General features: G+C 61.6%; 21 protein-coding genes and 1 rRNA gene. 16 read left to right on the forward strand and 6 right to left on the reverse strand.

The window, feature by feature from the left end:
- Positions 1-8 precede the first annotated feature (8 nt).
- Entirely contained in the window at positions 9-422 is a 414-nt protein-coding gene (gene mutT, locus ATY76_RS26900) for an 8-oxo-dGTP diphosphatase MutT (protein ID WP_088677731.1), read from the forward strand.
- 145 nt (positions 423-567) lie between these two features.
- On the opposite strand, the gene ATY76_RS26905 is transcribed toward mutT, so the two are convergent.
- A complete protein-coding gene (locus ATY76_RS26905) occupies positions 568-1176 on the reverse strand; it encodes an NAD(P)-dependent oxidoreductase (RefSeq protein WP_088677681.1) in 609 nt (202 codons plus the stop codon).
- A gap of 28 nt (positions 1177-1204) precedes the next feature.
- The gene (locus ATY76_RS26910) at positions 1205-1873 is read right to left on the reverse strand and encodes a protein-disulfide isomerase (RefSeq protein ID WP_088677682.1); all 669 of its coding nucleotides are present in this window, start codon (positions 1871-1873) and stop codon (positions 1205-1207) included.
- 94 nt (positions 1874-1967) lie between these two features.
- On the opposite strand from ATY76_RS26910, the gene ATY76_RS26915 reads away from it, so the two are divergent.
- Positions 1968-2849 carry a LysR family transcriptional regulator gene (locus tag ATY76_RS26915; RefSeq protein ID WP_088677683.1) on the forward strand — a complete coding sequence of 294 codons (882 nt, stop codon included), beginning with the start codon at positions 1968-1970 and terminating at the stop codon, positions 2847-2849.
- 68 nt (positions 2850-2917) lie between these two features.
- Here ATY76_RS26915 and ATY76_RS26920 read toward each other — a convergent pair whose 3' ends face one another.
- A complete protein-coding gene (locus tag ATY76_RS26920) occupies positions 2918-3949 on the reverse strand; it encodes a carbon-nitrogen hydrolase family protein (RefSeq protein WP_088677684.1) in 1032 nt (343 codons plus the stop codon).
- Positions 3950-4151: 202 nt separating this feature from the next.
- On the opposite strand from ATY76_RS26920, the gene ATY76_RS26925 reads away from it, so the two are divergent.
- The 3 genes from ATY76_RS26925 (at position 4152) to ATY76_RS26935 (ending at position 5838) form a co-directional block, all read left to right on the forward strand.
- Positions 4152-5048, forward strand: a complete 897-nt coding sequence (locus ATY76_RS26925) for a helix-turn-helix domain-containing protein (RefSeq protein ID WP_088677685.1) — start codon at positions 4152-4154, stop codon at positions 5046-5048.
- A 236-nt stretch (positions 5049-5284) separates the two neighbouring features.
- On the forward strand, positions 5285-5602 hold the full coding sequence (locus tag ATY76_RS26930; protein ID WP_088677686.1) for a hypothetical protein: 318 nt from the start codon (positions 5285-5287) through the stop codon (positions 5600-5602).
- 68 nt (positions 5603-5670) lie between these two features.
- Entirely contained in the window at positions 5671-5838 is a 168-nt protein-coding gene (locus tag ATY76_RS26935) for a Flp family type IVb pilin (protein ID WP_088677687.1), read from the forward strand.
- A 74-nt stretch (positions 5839-5912) separates the two neighbouring features.
- Here ATY76_RS26935 and ATY76_RS26940 read toward each other — a convergent pair whose 3' ends face one another.
- The gene (locus ATY76_RS26940) at positions 5913-6797 is read right to left on the reverse strand and encodes a methyltransferase domain-containing protein (RefSeq protein WP_088677688.1); all 885 of its coding nucleotides are present in this window, start codon (positions 6795-6797) and stop codon (positions 5913-5915) included.
- Between the two features lie 77 nt (positions 6798-6874).
- On the opposite strand from ATY76_RS26940, the gene ATY76_RS26945 reads away from it, so the two are divergent.
- From ATY76_RS26945 to ATY76_RS26960, 4 genes are read left to right on the forward strand one after another with little or no spacing between them, the layout of a single operon-like run.
- Positions 6875-7651 (forward strand): ComF family protein, encoded by a 777-nt coding sequence (locus ATY76_RS26945; RefSeq protein WP_088677689.1) that lies wholly within the window; start codon positions 6875-6877, stop codon positions 7649-7651.
- 32 nt (positions 7652-7683) lie between these two features.
- Positions 7684-7941, forward strand: a complete 258-nt coding sequence (grxC, locus tag ATY76_RS26950) for a glutaredoxin 3 (RefSeq protein WP_088677690.1) — start codon at positions 7684-7686, stop codon at positions 7939-7941.
- Between the two features lie 10 nt (positions 7942-7951).
- The gene (locus tag ATY76_RS26955) at positions 7952-8809 is read left to right on the forward strand and encodes a carbon-nitrogen hydrolase family protein (protein ID WP_088677691.1); all 858 of its coding nucleotides are present in this window, start codon (positions 7952-7954) and stop codon (positions 8807-8809) included.
- Positions 8806-9234: a DUF1178 family protein gene (locus tag ATY76_RS26960; protein WP_088677692.1), complete on the forward strand. Its 429-nt coding sequence runs from the start codon at positions 8806-8808 to the stop codon at positions 9232-9234. Before ATY76_RS26955 ends, ATY76_RS26960 begins: the two co-directional genes overlap by 4 nt.
- 61 nt (positions 9235-9295) lie before the next feature.
- On the opposite strand, the gene ubiG is transcribed toward ATY76_RS26960, so the two are convergent.
- The gene (gene ubiG, locus ATY76_RS26965) at positions 9296-10042 is read right to left on the reverse strand and encodes a bifunctional 2-polyprenyl-6-hydroxyphenol methylase/3-demethylubiquinol 3-O-methyltransferase UbiG (protein WP_088677693.1); all 747 of its coding nucleotides are present in this window, start codon (positions 10040-10042) and stop codon (positions 9296-9298) included.
- A gap of 295 nt (positions 10043-10337) precedes the next feature.
- Between ubiG and ATY76_RS26970 the strand changes: the two genes are divergently transcribed.
- From ATY76_RS26970 to clpB, 6 genes are all read left to right on the forward strand, one after another.
- Positions 10338-11612: an aspartate kinase gene (locus ATY76_RS26970; protein ID WP_064686444.1), complete on the forward strand. Its 1275-nt coding sequence runs from the start codon at positions 10338-10340 to the stop codon at positions 11610-11612.
- An 89-nt stretch (positions 11613-11701) separates the two neighbouring features.
- Complete coding sequence (gene ptsP, locus ATY76_RS26975) at positions 11702-13969, forward strand: phosphoenolpyruvate--protein phosphotransferase (protein WP_088677694.1); 2268 nt, start codon at positions 11702-11704, stop codon at positions 13967-13969.
- Between the two features lie 28 nt (positions 13970-13997).
- The gene (prfA, locus tag ATY76_RS26980) at positions 13998-15077 is read left to right on the forward strand and encodes a peptide chain release factor 1 (RefSeq protein WP_088677695.1); all 1080 of its coding nucleotides are present in this window, start codon (positions 13998-14000) and stop codon (positions 15075-15077) included.
- Positions 15074-15934, forward strand: coding sequence for a peptide chain release factor N(5)-glutamine methyltransferase (prmC, locus tag ATY76_RS26985; RefSeq protein ID WP_088677696.1), 861 nt, complete (start codon positions 15074-15076; stop codon positions 15932-15934). The genes prfA and prmC overlap by 4 nt, the downstream gene beginning before the upstream one ends.
- Positions 15935-16278: 344 nt before the next feature.
- Positions 16279-17004: a DUF4167 domain-containing protein gene (locus ATY76_RS26990; RefSeq protein WP_088677697.1), complete on the forward strand. Its 726-nt coding sequence runs from the start codon at positions 16279-16281 to the stop codon at positions 17002-17004.
- Positions 17005-17258: 254 nt separating this feature from the next.
- Entirely contained in the window at positions 17259-19859 is a 2601-nt protein-coding gene (clpB, locus tag ATY76_RS26995; protein ID WP_088677698.1) for an ATP-dependent chaperone ClpB, read from the forward strand.
- A gap of 61 nt (positions 19860-19920) precedes the next feature.
- Here clpB and ATY76_RS27000 read toward each other — a convergent pair whose 3' ends face one another.
- Positions 19921-21861 carry a M23 family metallopeptidase gene (locus tag ATY76_RS27000; protein ID WP_088677699.1) on the reverse strand — a complete coding sequence of 647 codons (1941 nt, stop codon included), beginning with the start codon at positions 21859-21861 and terminating at the stop codon, positions 19921-19923.
- A gap of 733 nt (positions 21862-22594) precedes the next feature.
- Here ATY76_RS27000 and ATY76_RS27005 point away from each other — a divergent pair.
- Positions 22595-22661: ribosomal RNA gene (locus ATY76_RS27005) — 16S ribosomal RNA — on the forward strand; the annotation flags it as partial.

Consider the following 22661-nt stretch of genomic DNA (forward strand, 5'->3'; position numbering starts at 1 on the left):
AGCCTCTCATGCAATGCAATGGCCGGAAGATATTGCTGGTTGCGGCTTGTGCGCTGATCGACGCCGACGGGCGTATCCTGTTGGCACAGCGGCCCGAGGGAAAATCGCTTGCCGGGCTCTGGGAATTTCCCGGCGGCAAGGTCGAACCGGGCGAGACGCCGGAGGAAACGCTGGTGCGCGAACTCGAGGAAGAGCTCGGCATCAAGACCAAGATTGCCTGCCTCGCGCCGCTCACTTTCGCCAGCCATTCCTACGAGACCTTCCACCTTCTGATGCCGCTTTATATCTGCCGGCGCTACGAGGGCATTCCGCAGGGCCGCGAAGGTCAGGCGCTGAAATGGGTGCGGCCGCAGGCGCTGCGCGACTACCCGATGCCGCCGGCCGACGAGCCGCTCATCCCGATGCTGCAGGATCTGCTTTAACAGGCTGCCGAAAACCCGCCGGGGCGGTGATTTCGCGGCTCGGATAGCCGCGAATTTTGTCGTTCTTCTCACTGGCCCCCCGGCAGCCGGCACCCGAATGGCGTCGACGGCGCTGCAATGAAACATCGAGATTGGGCAGATCCAGTTAATAGCCGACGGTGAACCGCTGCCTGACGTGGGTCGGCGCTTCGATCTCGTCCACGAGTGCGACGGCAAAGTCCTCGAAGGAAATGCTGCTGCCGTTTTCGTTCGTCAGGAGTTCGTCCTTGCCGAGGCGGAAGGTGCCGGTCCGCTCGCCGGGCACGAACACGGCCGAAGGCGACAAGAAGGTCCAGTCGAGGTCGTTTTGAGCCTTGAGCTTGTTGAGGTAATCGACGCCGCCCTGTGCTTCAGATTTGTAGATCGCCGGGAAATCGGGCGTGTTCACGAGGAGGACGCCCGGAGCGACTTCGAGGCTGCCTGCCCCGCCCACCACATAGTAGCGGCGAACGCCTGAGGCCTTCACCGCACCAATCAGCTTGTCCGGGTCGCTGGCGGCGAAATGCACCGAGCTGATGACCGCGTCATGGCCTCTCAGGATCTCTGCCAGAGATTCAGGCGCAGCGATATCGCCAGCGGCGGCGGTGACGTTCGGCAGGGATGCGACCTTGGAGGGGTCTCGGGCAATCGCGGTAACGGTATGGCCGCGCGCTGACAATTCGGCCAGGATGCGGGAGCCGGCGTGACCGGAAGCTCCGATAAGAGCGATTTTCATAATGATACTCCTTATTGGGATGGATGATTCATGCGTCTGCGCGCAGCGCGTCGAGCGCTGCAGTGAGACCAGCCGGACCTTGATACAGGGCCTCGCCGCTGAGGACGTGGGCCTTGCCGTTGATGAGGGCGACGAGCTGCGGAACGCCGCGAATACCGAGGATGTTCATCTTGCGTTGCGTATTTTCTATCCGCTCCAGCGTGCGCTCTCTGAGATCGGTATCGCTCCGGAGCCTCTCGCCGAACGCCTCAGCAGTCAGCTCGATGCCATGCTCGGCGGCGACTTGGACGGCGACGATCGCCACCTCCTGGATGCCGGACGTGTCGCGCCCGGCGACATAGCGGGCGATTTGGATCGCATGCAGGAAACCAGGCTCCAGCCTCGTATCGTGTTCCCCGAGTGCGGTGAGCGCAAGCGTTGCCGGTCCCGAGTCGAAAATGCCGTTCGGCGCCAATAGGACGTTCTGGTGGTACTCTTCGGAGAAAGGCTGCCCTGTCAGCGTCTGAATCCTCTGGTCGTTGCGCCAGGCATGCTCGGCGATTGACGAGATCGGCCTGCCTCCGACGAACAGGCCGGAGGGAAGCATCTTGAGCTGGCGCGAAAAATTCTCGGCAAGATCAGCGAGCGCAGGGGCGCTTGCGTAGCACCAGCCGCAGAAGGGATCGAAATAGTACTGAAGCTCGATGTCGGTGTTCATGTCACCTCCTTTTGTCAAAGCGAAAGTAATGTTGCGAAGATCGGAGATAAAGGCCAATGTGATCCACAGAATGTTGCATGGATCGAGCGAATAGATGGATCGGGTAATCGCAGCGCAAGTCCTGCTGAAAACGGTTGAGCGGGGTAGCGCCTCCGCCGCGGCTCAAGAACTGGGCATGTCCAGGGCGATGGCATCGCGCTATATCGCTTCCATGGAGGACTGGTCCGGCACGCGGTTGCTGCACCGAACGACGCGGCAACTCAGCTTGACGTCTGCCGGAGAGCGCGTCCTCGAATTGTGCAGGGAAATCGTGCGTGTCGCCGACGCGGTGACGGAAGTCGCAAGCCGCGCCGACACGCCTCATGGCCTGTTGCGGGTGACAGCTCCAAGCATCCTCGCGGAGGCACAGCTTATCCCGCTACTTTCAAAATTTGCGGACCTTTATCCGCGCATCAAGATCGATCTTCAGATTTCAGACCGCGCGGTCGACCTTGTGCAAGATCGCATCGACGTGGCGATCCGGATTGCCAATCATCTAGACCCGTCATTGATCGCAAGACGCCTGGGACAATGTCCGTCGCGGCTCTACGCTTCGCCGCGCTATCTCAGGGAATACGGAGCCCCGGCCAGGCCGGAGGATCTGAGCGCCCACAGGTGTCTCACCTATACGCATCTTGGTGGGACAGAATGGACCCTGAAAAATCATGAAGCGCAGCTTGTCGTTCCGGTGCTGGGAGGCTTCCAAACCAACGACGCTGTCGCCCTGAAGCGCGCGGCGCTATCCGATCTCGGCATCGCAATGCTGCCGCGGTTTGCCGCCGATCCGGAAGTGCAGGCGAATAAGCTCGCAGTGGTCTTGCCGGATTGGGAGCCGATCATGCTCGGCATCCATGCGTTATACGTGTCCCGAAAGCATCTTCCAATGGCCGCTCGTGCGCTGATTGATTTCCTGGCCACGCGGCTACGGGACAAGTAACGCGAACTTGTGCCGGAGGACTTTAGGTGCCGGCGCCCGACGCTATGAGCCTCGGGCGCACAATTCTCCTACGCCGGTTCGGCAGGCGTTTCGGCGTTATCCAGAAGCGGGATCGGCGTGAAGCGTGTCGTCGGTGAGACATTGACTTCGGTCATTACGCGGCGTCTTTCGCGGTTTACCACGAGGCGCACCGCATCCGCTCGGGAATAGTGCCCAGCAGGATCGGCTGCGGCCTTCGCAATGGCGATCATCGCCGGATCGAGATCGGCATAGAGAATACCCTCCTCGTCGTCCCGCAGGGGATCGCACAGGGCCCGTCCATCCGGACCATAGATCATTGAGTAGCCGCCGCCCGGTTTGGACGTGCGCGGGTTGAGGAGATAAGCCTTTCGTTCCGTATCGGCCAAGACGTTGAACATTTCCTGGCTGATGACCGCGCATGAGGCGAGCACATAGGCGCTTCCCTCCACGGCGTAGAGCTGCGTGGCCGCGGAATTCACTTCCGGTCCCAGCGCATAGGCGACATCGCGGTACAGGCAGAAGCTCGGCCAGGCTGCGACATGCACTTCTTCATGCTGCGCATACATGGCCATCTTGACGAGCGGCTGGATATGTTCCCAGCAATTCAGCGCGCCGAGGCGTCCGAACGCGGCATCGACAACCGCGAGATCGGAGCCATCGCCTTCGCCAAACACAGTGCGCTCGACGTGAGTGGGCTTGAGCTTGCGGCGAACGAGCAGAAGATCCCCGTCTTCGCCGATGATTGCCTGAGACATGTAACGGCTTCCGCCGTCTCGCTCGGAGAAGCCCATGACTACGGTGATCTCGTGCTTGCGAGCGATCTTCTGCAGCCTGCGCATCTGCGGCGAATCAACCGCCATGCTGTTCTCGTGATAACGAGGTATGAACGGCATGGCCTCGATCGGAGCGCCGAGCCAGATGAACAAAGGATAACCCGGCAGCCAGGTTTCCGGGAATGCGATCAGCTTGGCGCCATTGGCTGCTGCCTCGGCAATCAGCCTTTCTGCCTTGTCGATTGAAGCTTCGAGATCGAGAAATACCGGCGCGGCCTGCACCACCGCTGCTTTGATGGGTTTCATGTCATACCTCCACAGTGCCCAGTCAATCCGTCAACGCCGCGAGCCGACTCTCCTCTCTTGTTCAGGAGGCTTTCAGGCGGGCGCGAAGTTAGAATGGCCATGCGGCCGTTGCGCCGCTAGGACTGACGCGCCATAGTGTGCAGACTGGGGCGACAAAGTTTAGAGAACGACGGTGGGAACGGGATCCGCAGCAATCCTTGGGATGTGGCGTGACCAACTCTGGTCGAACTACGTGCGACTGGAGAGCCGTTCGGACTCATCGGAATTTTACGGTTCGGTGGCACAGATCGTTCCCGGATCGCCACGTTTCACGCTCGTAAATTCGACGGCGCAGATCACGGAGCGGACACCGGCACTGGTTCGAACCGACCGCAGCGAATATTTGCTTTTGTCATTCATGCGCGTTGGACGCTGGTATCTGGAGCAGGACGATCGCAGGACCGAACTCCTTCCCGGCCAGTTCACGATTTACGATTCAACCCGCCCATATCGCCTTCACGCCGATGGCCCGTTCGAACAAATGGTCTTCCGCATGCCGCGCGCGCTGATGGAATGCAGGATGCCGCGGTTATCGCACATGACGGCTCGCGCGTATGACTCCGGCAGTGGGCCTGGTGCGCTCGTGGCCGGCTTTGTGAATTTGCTGGCTGGACAGGCTCAGTCTCTTTCGTCCGATGCCGTGGAGAGCTTCGAGATAGCGGGCGCCGATTTGATCGCGACCGCATTGGCTCTGCTTGGCGAGGGCAACGCCGCCAGGTCCGCGTCTCTGTTCGAGCGCATCGTGGCCAAGCTCTCAAAGCAGGTGTTGGATGATGGCTTCGACTTTGCCGTGTACGCGCGGCAGGAGGGCATGTCGCTCAGAAGCCTCCAGCGCTTGTTCCATGAAAATGGAACGACACCGCGAGCTTGGCTGCTGCAGAGGCGCCTCGACCACATCGCCTCGCAGCTTCGTTCTCCGGCCTTTGCTCAGCGATCGATCACTGAAATCGCACTCAGTTCAGGCTTTAATGATCTCACCTATTTCAACCGCATGTTCCGCGCCAGATTTTCGGCCACCCCGAGCCAATGGCGACGCAACACGGGATACGCCAAATCATAAGCCGTCCTTTGTTCGGACTGTCTCTTTTGAGAACTGCCCGCGCTATAGCTTCTAGTCTCGCGCACGCCGTTTTCCAGAAACGCTGCGTACTTCCCCAGGATATGTATTAGCATTGGCTGATTATTATTGTGCCGCGCCCTTTTCGGCTGTGGATATTAATGGATCGTTTAACACCTTCTGCCAAAGATCGGCCTCAATCAAGCATCTGGCGTGCGTGTATTAAAAGGCTTGACGTCATGGACGATGATTTCTGGAAAGCTGTCCGGGAAAAAGAACGGGCTTCGTCTGCCTCGCGCAGGACGGGTGCGCTCAATATCGCCCTTCTTTTCGGTACGGCGGTGGTCGCGCTGACACTCATCCTGACGCCGATGCTTGCGGATTCTTCGAAGAAAAGCGTGTTTGCCAGCGCGCCGGTGGATTTCGACACGATCACCACCGGATCGATCCCGAAGAACGAAAGCGGCAAGCGCTACACGATCCGCCGCAGCGTCCTGCAGGAGACACCTGGCTCGGTCTGTGTCGTCCAGGGATACGGCGTCGGCGCCGGTTGCTGAAAATGCCGGCCATCGTCCGGTGGCCGGGGAATGGTGATTGCAGTCGGTTCGCGCAGAGGGTTGGGGCAATGCGCCTTTTGAAAGCATATCTTACAGATCAGAGAGGCGCGACGGCGGTTGAATACGGCCTGATCGCCGCCATCATCTCCACTGCGCTCATCGCCGGTTTCGGCGTCTTTACCGGCAGCCTGCAGAACGTCTTCAACGTGATCACCGACGCTCTGCCGACGAATTGAAAAGGCGGCAAGCCAATTGAAGAATTGGCGCACGATATTGTCGCAAAACCGGTCACGGTTTGGGGCGTGGTACCCTATTGCTTCAGCTTATGCTCGTCCACCTTCAGCGCATCTGCAAGGCGTGCCTTGGCAGAACCGGGCTGGAGCGGCTTCTGCTGGCTCTCGTGCGGAGCCCATCCCGAGACATAGATGATCGAGAAGGTCGCGCGAATGCGCCCGTCGGGGTCGGAATAGCGCTCGGCGTAGATCTCCGCTGCGCGCAGGAAGAAGGCGCGCGTCAGCGGCGCGCGGCCGCGGGCGGCGAGCGGATTGCTCATGCCCATGGCCCTCAGATCCCGCATCAGCGGAAAGAGCGAGTCATATCGTACCGTATAGTTCTCCGCATCGATCACCGGCAGGGTGAAGCCGGCGCGCTGCATGAGGCTGCCGACATCGCGCACATCGGGGAAGGGGATAACGCGCGGGCTTGCGCCGCCTGTCATCTCGACTTCGGCGGCCAGCAGCACCTCGCGCAGCTCCTGCAGCGTGCCGGCGCCGGGGATCGCGGCGAGAAATAGGCCGTCCGGCTTCAAGGCCCGCCGGATCTGGATGAAAACGCCTGGCGTATCGTTGGTCAGATGCAGGCTGAGCGGCGCCAGGACAAGATTGGCCGATTGCGGGTCGATCGGCACGTCTTCGAGCGGCGCCTCGATCAAGGTCTCACCCGGGCCCGCATAGGCCTTCTCGCTTTCGATCCGGATCATCCTGCCGATCTTGCCCGTCGCCATTGCGGCACGGGCGGCGGCTCCGGTCGCGCCATGCAGCTCGACGGCGGTCTCGAACATCCGCTCGACGACGGCAAGCCTTTCGGCCATTTCCTCGGCGGCGATATCGAGCAGGAAGGCGGCTTTCGGGTCGTTGTTGGCAAGCGCGCGATGGCGATGTGCGGCGATCAGGGCTCTGTCGAAGATCGTTTCCATGCCGATGTCCTTAGTCCTGCGGGGTGTGCGCGGCAAGGCGATTTTCCTTTGGGAGAGAACAGGCTAGTCTCGATCGCATGAAACAAATCCGCTTCGAACCATCGGCTGAGTTGCTGCGGGCCTGCCTCCTGCGGCCGTTTTCAGCGCTGGCCGATTTTCTCTATCCGCCTGCCTGTTCCGTCTGCGGCATCTCGACCGGGGATCATCGCGGGCTCTGCGCGAAATGCTGGTCCGGCATCCGTTTCATCGAGCGGCCCTATTGCGAGGTGCTCGGCATTCCCTTCTCGCACGATCTCGGCGCCGGCATTCTGAGCGCCGAGGCGATCGCCAATCCGCCGCCCTTCGACCGGCTGCGGTCGGCGGCAACCCACGACCATGCGGTGCGCGATCTCGTTCATGGGCTCAAATATCGCGATCGCACCGATCTGGCGCCGATGATGGCCGCCTGGATGCTGCGCGCCTCCGACGGCACGGTCGAAAGCTGCGATGCGCTGATTCCGGTGCCGCTGCACCGCACCCGGATGCTGTCGCGCAAGTTCAACCAGGCAGCCGAGCTTGCCCGCCATATCGCACGGCTCTCGGGCAAACCGCTGCTTGCGGCGACGCTGGTCCGCGTCAAGCGCACCAGCCAGCAGGTCGGGCTTGGCGCGAAGGCGCGCGAAGACAATGTCAGGGGCGCTTTCGCGATCGCCAAGGGTTGCGAAAATGATGTCTTCGGCAAGCGCATCGTGCTCGTCGATGATGTCTATACGACGGGAGCGACGGTCGCCGCCGCAAGCCGGGCGCTGCGCAAGGCGGGTGCGGCCGAGATAACGGTTTTGACCTTTGCAAGGGCTCTTTCCGAGCCTATATGACAGAAAATACCCGGGATCCGTCTGGAGATATCATGGTACCCGTCACCATCTATACACGGCAGTTCTGCGGCTACTGCTCTCGCGCCAAGTCGCTTCTAGAACAAAAGGGCGTCGACTATGTCGAGCACGACGCGACATATTCGCCGGACCTTCGCCAGGAGATGATCGGCAAGGCCAATGGGCGCACGACATTTCCGCAGATCTTCATCGGCGCCGATCATGTCGGCGGCTGCGACGACCTCTTCGCGCTCGACCGGGCCGGCAAGCTCGATCCGATGCTGGCGGCCTGAGGACGAGCCGATGAGCTTCAAGGCCGCCGCCGTCCAGATGTGCTCAGGGGTCGACCCTGACAGAAACGCCGCCGCCATGGCGCGGCTGGTGCGCGAGGCCGCCGCTCAAGGCGCGACCTATGTGCAGACGCCCGAAATGACCGGCATGCTCCAGCGGGATCGGGCAGCGGCACGCGCCGTGCTTGCCGACGAGACGCGCGATATCATCGTCAAGACCGGTTCGGCGCTTGCCGCGGAACTTGGCATTTACATGCATGTCGGCTCGACGGCGATTGCGCTCGCCGACGGCAAGATCGCCAATCGCGGCTTCCTCTTCGGTCCCGATGGGCGCATCCTCAATCGGTACGACAAGATCCACATGTTCGACGTCGATCTCGATAATGGCGAGAGCTGGCGTGAAAGTGCTGCTTATACGGCGGGCTCAGAAGCGCGCGTCCTGTCGCTGCCCTTCGCCGAAATGGGCTTTGCCATCTGCTACGACGTCCGGTTCCCGGCGCTCTTTCGCGCCCAGGCCATTGCCGGCGCAGAGGTGATGACGGTGCCCGCCGCCTTCACCAGGCAGACCGGCGAGGCGCATTGGGAAATTCTGCTCCGGGCGCGCGCCATCGAGAATGGCGTCTTCGTCATTGCCGCCGCGCAGGCCGGCCGCCACGAGGACGGGCGCGAGACTTTCGGCCATTCGATGATCATCGACCCCTGGGGCACGGTATTGGCCTCCGCCGGTGCCAGCGGCGAGGCTGTTATCGTTGCCGAGATCGATCCCGGCGCGGTGAAGGCCGCCCATGACAAGATCCCGAACCTCAGGAACGGCCGGGAATTCTCGGTCGAGAAGATCGCGGGGGCAGTCGCAGGAGGCGTCGCCGCTTGATCCGCTATTCCCTGACCTGTGACAATGCCCATGAATTCGAAGGTTGGTTTTCCGAAAGCGCCGACTTCGACCGCCAGGTCGCGACCGGGTTCCTGACCTGTCCTGTCTGCCATTCCGCCGCTATTTCCAAACTCCTGATGGCGCCTTCGGTGTCGACCGCGCGCAAGAAGGACGAGAGGCAGACGCTGGCGATGGACGCCATGCGACGCGAGGCCCTCGACAAGCTGAAAGAGGCCGTCGCGGCGGTGAAGGCCAATTCCGAGGATGTCGGCACGAAGTTTCCGGAGGAGGCGCGCAAGATCCACTATGGCGAGGCGGACGCCCGCGGCATCATCGGCCAGGCGACCATCGACGAGGCGCAGGCGCTCGTGGAGGAGGGCATCGAGATTGCTGCCATTCCTGTATTGCCGGAGGATGTGAACTGACGTGCAATTCACACGTCCGACCCGCAGGATCTACTGAAAACGTAGCCGGCTTATTGACGGTTTACGCCCCGCGCTTCGCCAGCAGCATATAGTTCACGTCCATATCCCTGGACAGGTTCCACTGGTTCGACAGCGGGTTGAAGAAGACGCCTGTGCGGTCGGTGATCTCGAGGCCGCTTGCGTTAAGCGGCTTTTCCAGCTCCTCCGGGCGCACCAGCTTTTCATATTGATGCGTGCCGCGCGGTAGCCAGCGCAAGATGTTCTCGGCGGCGAAGATGGCAAGGGCTGCCGCCTTCATGGTGCGGTTGATGGTGGCGACGAAGATCAGGCCGCCGGGGCGGACCATTTTCGCGCAGGTCGTCATGAAGAGTTCGACATCGGCGACGTGTTCGACAACTTCCATGTTCAAGACGATGTCAAAGGTTTCGCCGGCCTCTGCGAGCTCCTCGGCAGTGACGGCGCGGTAGTCCACCGGAACGCCCGACGCCTTGGCGTGGGTCGAGGCGATGCCGATATTCTTTTCGGAAGGATCGGCGCCGATGACGGAGGCGCCCATGCGGGCGACGGGCTCGGACAAGAGACCGCCGCCGCAGCCGATATCCAGCACACGCAGCCCCTCGAGCGGGCGAGCGCTTTTCGGATCACGGCCGAAATTCTCACAGGCCTTGTCTCTTATATAGGCGAGCCGGACGGGATTGAACTTGTGCAGCGGCCTGAACTTGCCGGTCGGGCTCCACCATTCCGCCGCCATCGCCGAGAAGCGGTCCACTTCGCCCTGGTCGATCGTGCTTCTGGCGGTTTCCGTCATGGCTTTCTCCATCGTTCGTATCCTGTGAAGTCGGACGATCGGGGGCATAAGTCAAGGGGCGGCGCATCAGGGAGGAGTGAGCGCGCAAACGGCCGGCAATTGCTTTTGTCGTGTACGCTTGCCTCCCCCCGCCAAACTCGCTAAGAGACGCCGCAACTTGGGGCCTTACAGGCCTGGGCTTTTAGAGCGGTTCCAGAAACGGGGATGCGGCTCTTTCGTCAAGCGGTCCGCCCCAGAGCTTTCGTGATGCCGGGTCCGGGTTTCCGCTTTCCGGCGCCAGTCGTGGTAGAGGCATATGGCACGCATCGTAATGAAATTCGGCGGCACGTCCGTCGCTGACCTGGACCGCATCAAGAACGTTGCCCGCCACGTGAAACGCGAAGTCGATGCCGGCCACGAGGTGGCGGTGGTGGTCTCGGCCATGTCTGGCAAGACCAACGAGCTGGTCGGCTGGGTGCAGGGCATGCCGAAGGTGATCGGCGCCAATTCCCCCTTCTACGATGCGCGCGAATATGACGCGGTGGTCGCTTCCGGCGAGCAGGTGACCTCGGGTCTGCTTGCGATCGCATTGCAGGCGATGGATATCAATGCGCGCTCCTGGCAGGGGTGGCAGATCCCGATCCGCACCGACAACGCCCATGGCGCCGCGCGTATCCTGGAGATCGACGGTTCCGACATCATCAAGCGGATGGGCGAGGGGCAGGTCGCCGTCATCGCCGGCTTCCAGGGATTGGGGCCCGACAATCGCCTCGCAACGCTCGGGCGCGGCGGATCGGATACGTCGGCCGTTGCCATCGCGGCCGCTGTCAAAGCGGATCGCTGCGATATCTATACCGATGTCGACGGTGTCTACACGACCGATCCGCGCATCGTGCCGCAGGCGCGCAGGCTGAAGAAGATCGCCTTCGAGGAAATGCTCGAAATGGCCTCGCTCGGCGCCAAGGTGCTGCAGGTGCGCTCGGTCGAGCTTGCCATGGTGCACAAGGTGCGTACCTTCGTGCGCTCGTCTTTCGAAGATCCCGATGCTCCGGGCATGGGCGATCTGTTGAACCCGCCCGGAACGCTGATTTGTGACGAGGATGAAATCGTGGAACAGGAAGTAGTCACCGGCATCGCCTATGCCAAGGATGAGGCTCAGATCTCGCTTCGCCGTCTTGCCGACCGGCCGGGCGTTTCCGCCGCGATCTTCGGGCCGCTTGCCGAATCCCATATCAATGTCGACATGATCGTCCAGAATATTTCCGAGGACGGATCGAAGACCGACATGACCTTCACCGTGCCGTCGGGCGACGTCGAGAAGGCCATCAAGGTGCTCGGCGACCATAAGGAGAAGATCGGCTACGATGTTGTGCAGAACGAATCGGGCCTGGTGAAAGTCTCCGTCATCGGTATCGGCATGCGCAGCCATGCCGGCGTTGCCGCGACCGCGTTTCGTGCACTTGCCGAAAAAGGTATCAACATCAAGGCGATCACCACCTCCGAGATCAAGATTTCCATCCTGATCGACGGTCCCTATGCAGAACTCGCTGTCAGGACTTTGCATTCCTGCTACGGTCTGGATAAGAATTGATTCCCAGTGGGCGGCCTGCCCCTTCAGGTTGAGGAGACGGAGGCAGGCCCGCCGGGACAGAGAGCGTTGTTTCGGGAGCTTGAGACGTCATGAGAGACCTTTCCGGCGGTCCGCGCGTGCTGCTCAGGCGGCTGCGCGAGTTGATGGCAGAGCCGCTGGAGCCGCAGGATCGTCTTGACCGGATCGTCCGACAGATTGCCGGCAACATGGTGGCGGAAGTCTGCTCCGTCTATGTGCTGCGCGCCGACGGCGTGCTCGAACTCTATGCGACCGAAGGTCTCAACCGTGAAGCCGTGCACCTGGCGCAGCTAAAGATGGGGCAAGGCCTCGTCGGCACGATCGCGGCTTCGGCCCAGCCGCTGAACCTTTCCGACGCGCAGTCGCATCCGGCCTTCCGTTACCTGCCCGAGACGGGCGAAGAAATCTACCATTCCTTCCTCGGCGTGCCGATCTTGAGAACCGGACGCTCGCTCGGCGTTCTCGTCGTGCAGAACAAAGCGAGCCGCAATTATCGCGACGAAGAGGTCGAGGCGCTCGAAACGACGGCGATGGTGCTTGCCGAGATGATCGCCACCGGCGAGCTCAAGAAGATCACCAAACCGGGCCTCGAACTCGACCTGACGCGCTCGGTGACGATCGACGGCGATACCTATAATGACGGCATCGGCCTCGGCTATGTCGTGCTGCACGAACCGCGCATCGTCGTCACCAATCTTCTCAACGAGGATGCGGAGAAGGAGATCCGGCGGCTGGCGGAAGCCATGGGTTCGCTGAGGATCTCGATCGACGACATGCTGTCGCGCCGCGACGTGTCGATGGAGGGCGAGCATCGCGAAGTGCTCGAAACCTATCGCATGTTCGCCCATGACCAGGGCTGGGTGCGCAAGCTCGAGGAAGCGATCCGCAACGGTCTGACGGCCGAAGCGGCGGTCGAGAAGGTGCAGAGCGACACCAAGGCGCGGATGATGCGGTTGACCGACCCGTATCTGCGCGAACGCATGCATGATTTCGAGGATCTGGCGAACCGGCTGCTCAGGCAGCTGACCGGCTATACCGGCCGAACGACCGCCGAAGGCTTCCCGAATGATGCGATCATTCTGGCCCGCGCCATGGGTGCGGCCGAACTGCTCGATTATCCGCGCTCCAACGTCCGCGGGCTGGTGCTGGAAGAAGGGGCGGTGACGAGCCATGTGGTGATCGTCGCCCGCGCCATGGGCATTCCGGTCATCGGCCAGGCGGCCGGGGTGGTGGCGCTCGCCGAAAACGGCGATGCCGTGATCATCGACGCCGACGAGGGGCATGTGCATCTGCGGCCGATGGCTGATCATCGCCGGTCCTACGAGGAAAAGGTTCGCTTCCGCGCCAGGCGGCAGGAACAGTTCCGGGCGCTGCGCGCCATCGAACCGGTCACCAAGGACGGTCAGCGGATCTCGCTGATGATGAATGCCGGCCTGCTGGTCGATCTGCCGCAGCTTTCTGAATCGGGTGCAGAGGGCATCGGTCTCTTCCGTACCGAGCTGCAATTCATGATCGCCTCCACCATGCCGAAGGCGGACGAGCAGGAGCAGTTCTACCGCAATGTGATCAAACAGGCGGCAGGCCGCGTCGTCACCTTCCGCACGCTCGATATCGGCGGCGACAAGGTGGTGCCCTATTTCCGCGGCCACGAGGAGGAAAATCCCGCACTCGGCTGGCGCGCCATCCGGCTGTCGCTCGACCGGCCGGGATTGCTGCGCACCCAGTTGCGCGCCCTGCTGAAAGCGTCGGCGGACACCGAGCTGAAGCTGATGGCGCCGATGGTGACCGAGGTGTCCGAGCTGAGGACGGTGCGTGAGCTCCTGCAGAAGGAAGTGCAGCATCTGTCGCGTTTCGGCCATGGGCTGCCGCGCAAGCTGCAATTCGGTGCGATGCTTGAGGTGCCGGCGCTGCTCTGGCAGCTCGACGAGCTGATGGAAGCGGTCGATTTCGTTTCGGTCGGTTCGAACGACCTCTTCCAGTTCTCGATGGCCGTCGATCGCGGCAATGCACGGGTGTCGGATCGCTTCGATCCGCTCGGCAAGCCGTTCTTGCGCATCCTGCGCGACATCGTGCGCGGGGCGGACCGGAACAAGACGCCGGTGACGCTTTGCGGCGAACTTGCCGGCAAGCCGCTCTCGGCAATGGCGCTGCTCGGCATCGGCTTCCGCTCGATTTCGATGTCGCCGGCCTCGATCGGGCCTGTGAAAGCGATGCTGCTCGGACTGGATGTCGGCGCGCTGACGAAGGCGATGGATGAGGTGCTGGATGACAACAGCGCCATGGTGCCGATGCGCGAGGTGCTTGCCCGCTTCGCCGAGAGCCACAATATTCCCCTTTAGGCATATACAAGAAGAATCGGAGTGAAGGGTGGCGAAGCTTCCCGTTGAAAAGATGCGCGAGCTGGAACGCCGTTTCGGCGAGATCGAAGCGCGCATGTCGGCCGGCCCTGCCGCCGACGTCTATGTGAAGCTTGCGTCCGAATATTCCGAGCTGCAGCCTGTCGTCACGAAGATCCGCGCCTATGAGAAGGCGGCCGCCGAGCTTGCCGATCTCGACGCGCTGCTGGAGGACAAATCGGTCGATCGCGAGATGCGCGATCTCGCCGAACTCGAACTGCCCGAGGTGAAGGAGCGGATCGAGGCGCTGGAGCAGGAGATGCAGATCCTGCTTCTGCCGAAGGATGCGGCGGACGAAAAAAGCGCGATCCTCGAAATCCGCGCCGGCACCGGCGGCTCGGAAGCGGCGCTTTTCGCCGGCGATCTCTTTCGCGTGTATGAGCGTTTCGCCTCCGAGAAGGGCTGGAAAGTCGAGGTGCTCTCGGCGAGCGAGGGCGAAGCCGGCGGCTATAAGGAAATCATTGCGACGATTACCGGAAGGGGCGTCTTCGCCAAGCTGAAATTCGAATCCGGCGTGCACCGCGTGCAGCGCGTGCCGGAGACCGAGGCGGGCGGGCGCATTCACACGTCGGCCGCGACGGTGGCGGTGCTGCCGGAAGCCGAGGAGATCGATATCGAGATCCGGCCGGAAGACATCCGCATCGACACGATGCGCTCTTCGGGCGCCGGCGGCCAGCACGTCAATACGACCGACTCGGCGGTGCGCATCACTCACCTGCCGACCGGCATCGTCGTCACCAGCTCGGAAAAATCGCAGCATCAGAACCGGGCCAAGGCGATGCAGGTGCTGCGCTCCAGGCTTTACGATGCCGAACGGCAGCGCGCCGACAGCGAGCGCTCGGCCGACCGCAAGAGCCAGGTCGGTTCCGGCGACCGCTCCGAGCGCATCCGCACCTATAATTTCCCGCAGGGGCGGGTGACCGACCACCGTATCAACCTGACGCTCTACAAGCTCGATCGGATGATGGAAGGCGAGATCGAGGACGTCGTCGACGCGCTGATGGCCGACTATCAGGCAAGCCAGCTGGCGCAGCTCGGCGAACAGCCGTGAGCCCGACGGTCGCCGATATGCTGGCCGACGCGCGGCGCCGCTTCACCAAGGGCGGTATCGCCGACCCAGCGACCGATGCGCGCCTGCTTGTCGCAGGTCTTCTGAAACTGTCGTCGACCGAGCTTCTGACACGGTCGGCCGAGAGGCTTTCTCCCGAGCAGGCGGAAGTGATTTTCAAGGCGCTGGACCGGCGGCTCGCCCACGAGCCGGTGCATCGCATCCTCGGCGAACGGGAATTCTACGGCCTGGCGCTTCGGCTTTCGGCGGAAACGCTGGAACCGCGCCCGGATACGGAAATCCTCGTCGATACGATGCTTCCCTATCTCAGGGACCTTGCAAAGGCTGAGGGCAATCTCCATATCCTTGATATAGGAACCGGGACCGGGGCGATATGCCTCGCGCTTTTGAGCGAATGTCCCGATGCGTCAGGTATCGGCAGCGACATATCGTCGGATGCACTTGGGACGGCAAAGTCAAACGCAGAAAGAAACGGGTTGCAGGATCGCTTTCAGGCTGTGCAGTCGAGATGGTTCGAGAACATCCAGGGCTCGTTTCACGTGATTGTCTCAAATCCGCCCTATATTGCCTCCAATGTCATTCACGATCTCGCTCCCGAAGTGACGAAATTTGATCCGGTTGCAGCGCTGGATGGCGGCCCGGATGGGCTTGACGCCTATAAAGCCATAGCCAAGGATGTGGCAAGGTTCATGAGGCCTGATGGGTTCGTGGGACTGGAAATCGGCTACGATCAGCGAAACGATGTGACGGCGATCTTCGAAGCGAAAGGCTTCAAGTGCCTCAAATCCGTTAGAGATTACGGTCAGAACGACAGGGTGCTCGTGTTCGCGCTCGCGTGACGGGCGATCATTGCCGGCATTGAACAGAACATTATTGCTATTGCGAAGAAAAGGCTTGGATTTCCGGGGGAAGCAATATAGGTTGCGGTTACGTGTTGGGCAGATAGGAATGAACGAGATTCGTTCGGTACTTGGTTTGCCTCGGGGGTCCGCTCTTTTAAACGAGAGTTTCAACGGTTGAACACGACCCAACGCGTGAATCAGTCAAACTGACTTGAGAACCAAGCGGCAGGTCGGCGCAAAGGCGCAGTATGCTCGCGGCACAAAGGTCCTGACCCGGTTTTCCGGTCATGGCGGTTGGTGCCATGTATCCATCACAAACAGAGAATTCAGGTGAACGATCTATGAGGCCAGGACAGCAGAACAAGCGCGGTCGAGGGCGTGGTAACAACAACAATAACAATGGCGGCGGTGGAAATAACAATAACAACAATTTCAACCGCAAGGGCGGTAACCCGCTGACCCGGACCTATGACAGCTCCGGCCCCGATGTGAAAATCCGCGGCACTGCCCAGCATATTGCAGAAAAATACGCGCAGCTCGCCCGCGACGCCCAGAGCTCCGGCGACCGCGTCATCGCCGAGAACTATCTACAGCACGCCGAACATTACAATCGCATCATCGCGAGCGCCCAGGCGCAGATGCAGGAACGCTTCCAGCGTGACGACCGCGGCGAATACAATGATCGCGACGCTGCCGAGCGTGAAGGTGATGACATCGATACGAACGACCATGACGGCGACGATGTCGTTATTGTCCAGCCGCCGCAGAGCAGGCAGCACCAGCCGCAGGCACAGCCGAAGCCGGCGCCTGTCGCAGCGCCCGCCCCGGCACCCCAGTCCGAAGTTATGGATGGAACCGGCCCGCAGCCGGAGATCGAAGGCATTCCCGCCGAGGTCGCCATGGACGAGGAAGGTGCCGCCGGACAGTCGCGCGAACGCCAGCCCCGCCGCCGCAGCGCCGGAAACCGTCCTCGTCGCCCGCGCCGTGGCGCAGAAGGCGATGCCGGCTCGGAAGGCGAGGGTGCTTCCGCCGAAGCGCCTGTGATGGCGGATGCCACATCGGAGTGAGGGGTTTTGCCCCTCCTCGTCACGGGAGCCGGACGCTCACGTGATCCACGCGAATTTCCTTGGAAAATCCCCGGCCCGGCGCCGGGGATTTTCATTTTCCGGGCTCTTTAAACTGCTGGAACAGGCTACCATATTCTCCTCGACTGCTTCGCCCAAAACCCAAACGGGCCAAGCGCGGCCCGCCTTTTCAGGGGGTCGATCTCAATCATCGGTCTGCGCCTCAACGAGGGCAGGGCGATCCATGGAGGTGGAATATGAATATCGAGAAATATTCGGAGCGGGTTCGCGGCTTCGTCCAGTCGGCCCAGACCTATGCACTGGCGCAGGGGCATCAGCAATTTTCGCCCGAGCATGTGTTGAAAGTTCTGCTCGACGACGATCAGGGCATGGCCGCATCGCTGATCGAGCGCGCCGGCGGCGATGCCAAGGCCGCCCGCCTTGCCAATGACGCGGCCCTCGCGAAATTGCCGAAAATCTCCGGCGGTAACGGCAACATCTATCTGGCACAGCCGCTGGCAAAGGTGTTTTCGACCGCCGAAGAGGCAGCGAAGAAGGCTGGTGACAGCTTCGTCACCGTCGAACGCCTGCTGCAGGCGCTGGCGATCGAATCTTCGGCTTCGACCTTTTCGACGCTGAAGAATGCCGGCGTGACGGCCCAGGGCCTCAACCAGGTCATCAACGATATCCGCAAGGGCCGGACCGCAGATTCCTCCAATGCCGAGCAGGGCTTCGATTCGCTGAAGAAGTTCGCGCGCGATCTCACCGGCGAAGCCCGCGAGGGCAAGCTCGATCCTGTGATCGGCCGCGACGATGAAATCCGCCGCACCATCCAGGTGCTTTCGCGCCGTACCAAGAACAACCCTGTGCTGATCGGTGAACCCGGCGTTGGCAAGACGGCGATCGTCGAGGGCCTGGCGCTGCGCATCGTCAACGGCGACGTGCCGGAATCGCTCAAGGACAAGAAGCTGATGGCGCTCGACATGGGCGCGCTGATCGCCGGTGCAAAATACCGCGGCGAATTCGAAGAGCGGCTGAAGGCCGTGCTCAACGAGGTGCAGGCGGAAAACGGCGAGATCATCCTGTTCATCGACGAAATGCACACGCTGGTCGGCGCCGGCAAGGCGGACGGGGCGATGGACGCCTCCAACCTGCTGAAGCCTGCTCTTGCCCGCGGTGAGCTGCATTGCGTCGGTGCGACCACGCTCGACGAATATCGCAAACATGTGGAGAAGGATCCGGCGCTTGCCCGCCGATTCCAGCCCGTGGTCGTCGAGGAGCCGACGGTCGAAGACACGATCTCGATCCTGCGCGGCCTGAAGGAAAAATACGAGCAGCATCACAAGGTGCGCATCGCCGATGCGGCGCTGGTGGCGGCTGCGACCCTTTCGAACCGCTATATCACCGACCGCTTCCTGCCCGATAAGGCGATCGACCTGATGGATGAGGCGGCAGCGCGGCTGCGCATGCAGGTGGATTCCAAGCCGGAAGAGCTCGACGAGCTCGACCGCCGCATCATTCAGCTGAAGATCGAGCGCGAGGCGCTGAAGAAGGAAACCGATGTCGCTTCCGCCGACCGGCTGAAGCGGTTGGAGACCGAACTTGCCGATCTCGAGGAAGAGGCCGATGCGCTGACAGCCCGCTGGCAGTCGGAAAAGCAGAAGCTCGGCCTTGCCGCCGATCTGAAGAAGCAGCTCGACGATGCCCGCAACGAACTGGCGATCGCCCAGCGCAAGGGTGAATTCCAGCGCGCCGGCGAGCTGACTTACGGCGTCATTCCGGATCTCGAAAAGCAACTCGTCGAAGCCGAGAACCAGGATGGTGAACGTGGTGCGATGGTGCAGGAGGTGGTCACTCCCGACAATATCGCGCATGTCGTTTCCCGCTGGACCGGCATTCCCGTCGATAAGATGCTCGAGGGCGAACGCGACAAGCTGCTTCGGATGGAAGACGAACTGGCGAAATCGGTGATCGGCCAGGGCGACGCGGTCCAGGCCGTGTCGCGGGCGGTGCGGCGCGCACGCGCCGGCCTGCAGGATCCGAACCGGCCGATCGGCTCGTTCATCTTCCTCGGCCCGACCGGCGTCGGCAAGACGGAGCTCACCAAGGCGCTCGCCCGCTTCCTCTTCGACGACGAGACGGCGATGGTGCGCATGGACATGTCGGAATACATGGAGAAACACTCCGTGGCCCGGCTGATCGGCGCACCTCCCGGCTATGTCGGTTACGACGAGGGCGGGGCGTTGACGGAAGCCGTGCGCCGCAGGCCCTATCAGGTGGTGCTGTTCGACGAGATCGAAAAGGCGCATCCCGACGTCTTCAACATCCTGCTGCAGGTGCTGGATGACGGACGCCTGACGGACGGCCAGGGCCGGACGGTGGATTTCCGCAACACGATGATCATCATGACCTCGAACCTCGGCGCCGAATATTTGACGCAGCTCAGGGACGGCGATGACAGCGATACGGTGCGCGAGCAGGTGATGGAGGTGGTGCGCGGGCATTTCCGGCCGGAATTCCTGAACCGCATCGATGAGATCATCCTCTTCCATCGCCTGAAGCGCGAAGAGATGGGCGCGATCGTCGATATTCAGCTGAAGCGGCTGGTGGCGCTCTTGTCGGAGCGCAAGATCGTCATCGATCTTGATGAGGATGCCCGCCACTGGCTGGCGAACAAGGGTTATGATCCGATCTACGGCGCAAGGCCGCTGAAGCGGGTGATCCAGAAGTTCGTGCAGGATCCGCTCGCCGAGCAGATTCTTTCCGGCCAGGTGCCGGACGGATCGACGGTAAAGGTGACGAGCGGTTCGGACCGGCTGCAGTTCAAGACGCGGCAGACGGTGAGCGAAGCGGCTTGAACCAGTTTGCAGGATGAATGAGAGATGGCGGCTTCGGTCGCCATTTTTGCTGGCGGGGAGCTTATTTGCTCGCCACCTGATCCGGCGTCTGGTTGTTCAGCAGCGTATCGATGCGCTTGCGCTCGTCCTCGAATTTCGCCAGCGCCTCGCCCTGCAACGACTTGCCGCCTGGCAGGCGGATGCGCAGCGGATCGACCTTGGTGCCGTTGACGATCAGCTCGTAATGCAGGTGCGGGCCGGTGGATTCGCCTGTCGTGCCGACCCAGCCGATCACCTGGCCCTGGCGGATCTTGGCGCCGGGGACGACGCCCTTGGCGATGGCGCTCTGGTGATTGTAGGAGGATTCATAGCCGTTGGCATGACGGATGATCGTCTGGTTGCCGTAACCGCCGGAATCCCAGCCGGCTTTTTCGACCGTGCCGTTGCCGGCGGCGATGATCGCCGTGCCGCGGGGCGCCGCCCAATCGACGCCGGTATGCATGCGGGCAAAACCGAGGATCGGGTGCCGGCGCATGCCGAAGCCCGATTTGAAAATGCCGTTCGGAACGGGGTTGCGCAGCAGGAACTGGCGGATGCTCTTGCCGTTCTCATCGAAATAATCGACCGTGCCGTCTTCGGGATCCTGAAAACGGTAGAAGCGTGTCTGCGTGTCGCCGAAACGGGCGTTGACGTAGAGCAGTTCGGAATCCTCGGTCGCCTTGCCGGCGCTGTCGGCGACGGAGAAGAAGGCCTCCAGCGTATCGCTCGGCCTCAGCTGCGCCTGGAAATCGACGTTGCTGGCAAGCAGCTTGATGATCAGCGCCGTCATATCCTTGGTCATGCCGTAGGAAAGGGCGGCGCGATAGATGCCGTCATAGACGCGCGGCAGGTTTTGGCCGGGCGGCGGCGCGAAGGAATTGTCTTCGAAGGCCGTGGCGATGGCATCGAGCATCGGCGGCGCGGTGCCCTCCACGTATTTGCCCTTGTCGTCGAGGGCCACCGTGGTGAGGTGGCGGGTGCCGCGATAGACGCTGGCCCGGATGATCTTGGCCTGCTCGCCCTTCTGAATGATGCCAATGCGCAGCACGTCGCCGTTCTCGAGCTCGTTGGAACCCAGCTGCTGCGCGATATAGCCGGCGATGCCATCGGCATATTGCTGCGGATAGCCTGAGTCCATCAGCGCTTTGGAGATCGTCGTGTCCGCGCGCACGGGCAGGACGTCGTCGGCGAATTCTTCGGTCTCCGGCGTGATCGATTCCGGTGCGGAGACGGTCATGTTCTGTTCGAGCACGCGGGCGGAGAGGCCTGCGGTCAGATCGACATCGGCATCCTCGTTGGAGAAGCGGCGCGGATCGACGTAATAAAGCGCCGCAAGCTGTGTGTTGCCGTCGGTCAGGACCGAGCCGTTGGAGCGCACGTTCTCTTCGACCTCTTCCAGCGACAGGCCGGCGGCCATCTTCATTTCGGTCTTGCCGGTCGGGAAGGGAATGGTCTTCAGGCTGACCTCGGATTCGACGTCGGAGCCGTAAATCGCGCCGGTCCGGCTTTGCGGCGCGGGCTGCGGCTCGTCGGCGGAAAAGATCGCCAGAGGGTCGAAATCCGGATAATCTTCGGTCGCCACGTGGTTGGCGGCTAGCGTCATCTTCACATGCGCGAAGGGCTGGCGGCGCACGACCTCTTTCTCGCCCTCGTGGACGACGGTCGAAACTTCCATGATGGCGCGGTCGGAAGGTTTGGCGGCGATGGCAGGTGCGATCAGCCGGCCGCCGCGCACCACCGTCGTATCGACATGCGCGTCGGCGGCAGCACTCGCATAGGCTTCGGCGGGGATCGCCAGCTGCTGGCGGCCGTCGAGGGCGGCGAAAAGCGCGACACCCATCAGGACCGAAGATGTGATGCCGGTGAGGAACGTGCCCGAGAGCCAGCGCAAGGAAACCTCGCGACGGTCCGGGGCACGCCTGCCGTCGGCCAGAAGCGGAGGCTCGTTGCCCAACGAGCGGATCATCATTTTCTCCGTCATCATGGCAGTCGGGTCCGCGTCCTTACATTCGACGTCTCTGGGAGCATTTCTTGGCCGTCCTAGCTGGGGCGAAAGATGTGCATATTTTAGGCATGGAAGTCAAATCACGCAGAGAAGGGCAGTTTACCTGCCTTTGCCTGTGTGAATCGTGTGTCCCTTAAGACCAGCAGATTGTGATGATGTCGGGGCGCGGAAGACGAAAGAGCGTTCTTTCCCCGAAAAGTCGAAAGACGATCACTTTTGCTGCCCATATCGGGCCGTTCGGAATCCGGAAAACGAGCCGATTTTCGCGCCCCGCGAAATTTCTATGTGAAAACAATGAGATGAAAGAAACATCGTTTTTTTCAAAAAGGGCTGTTGACTTAGAAAAGGGGTTGGTTCTATAAGCCCACTCACTGAACGAGGGCGGCGGCGCTGCTGGCGACGAAGTCTTTCGTTCTAAAGAAACTCAAGCGGATTGGCGATTGCTGGTTTGTGTTCTGGGCTTAGGTTTGGAACGGGTTTTGGTGACGGCTTTTGGGTCTGTCGGTTATTTGACAATTGAAGAATGAGAAGAAAGAGAAACGTGGGCGGCGGAGCTTCGCGGGACCGGCAGAGATGCTGGTTCTTTGAAAGAGACTTTGGCGGTCACGTTTATCAAGAGAATACACCTCGTTTTGGTGCAGTGATGCATCTAGAAACGGGTGTGAGTTCTCGTCGATTCAGAACGTGACGTAATTGCCAATGATTGAATTCTCAACATGAGAGTTTGATCCTGGCTCAGAACGAACGCTGGCGGCAGGCTTAACACATGCAAGTCGAGC

Origin of the sequence: Rhizobium sp. R339 (genome assembly GCF_002211395.1) — a bacterium.
In the GTDB taxonomy this organism is placed as follows: Bacteria; Pseudomonadota; Alphaproteobacteria; order Rhizobiales; family Rhizobiaceae; genus Rhizobium.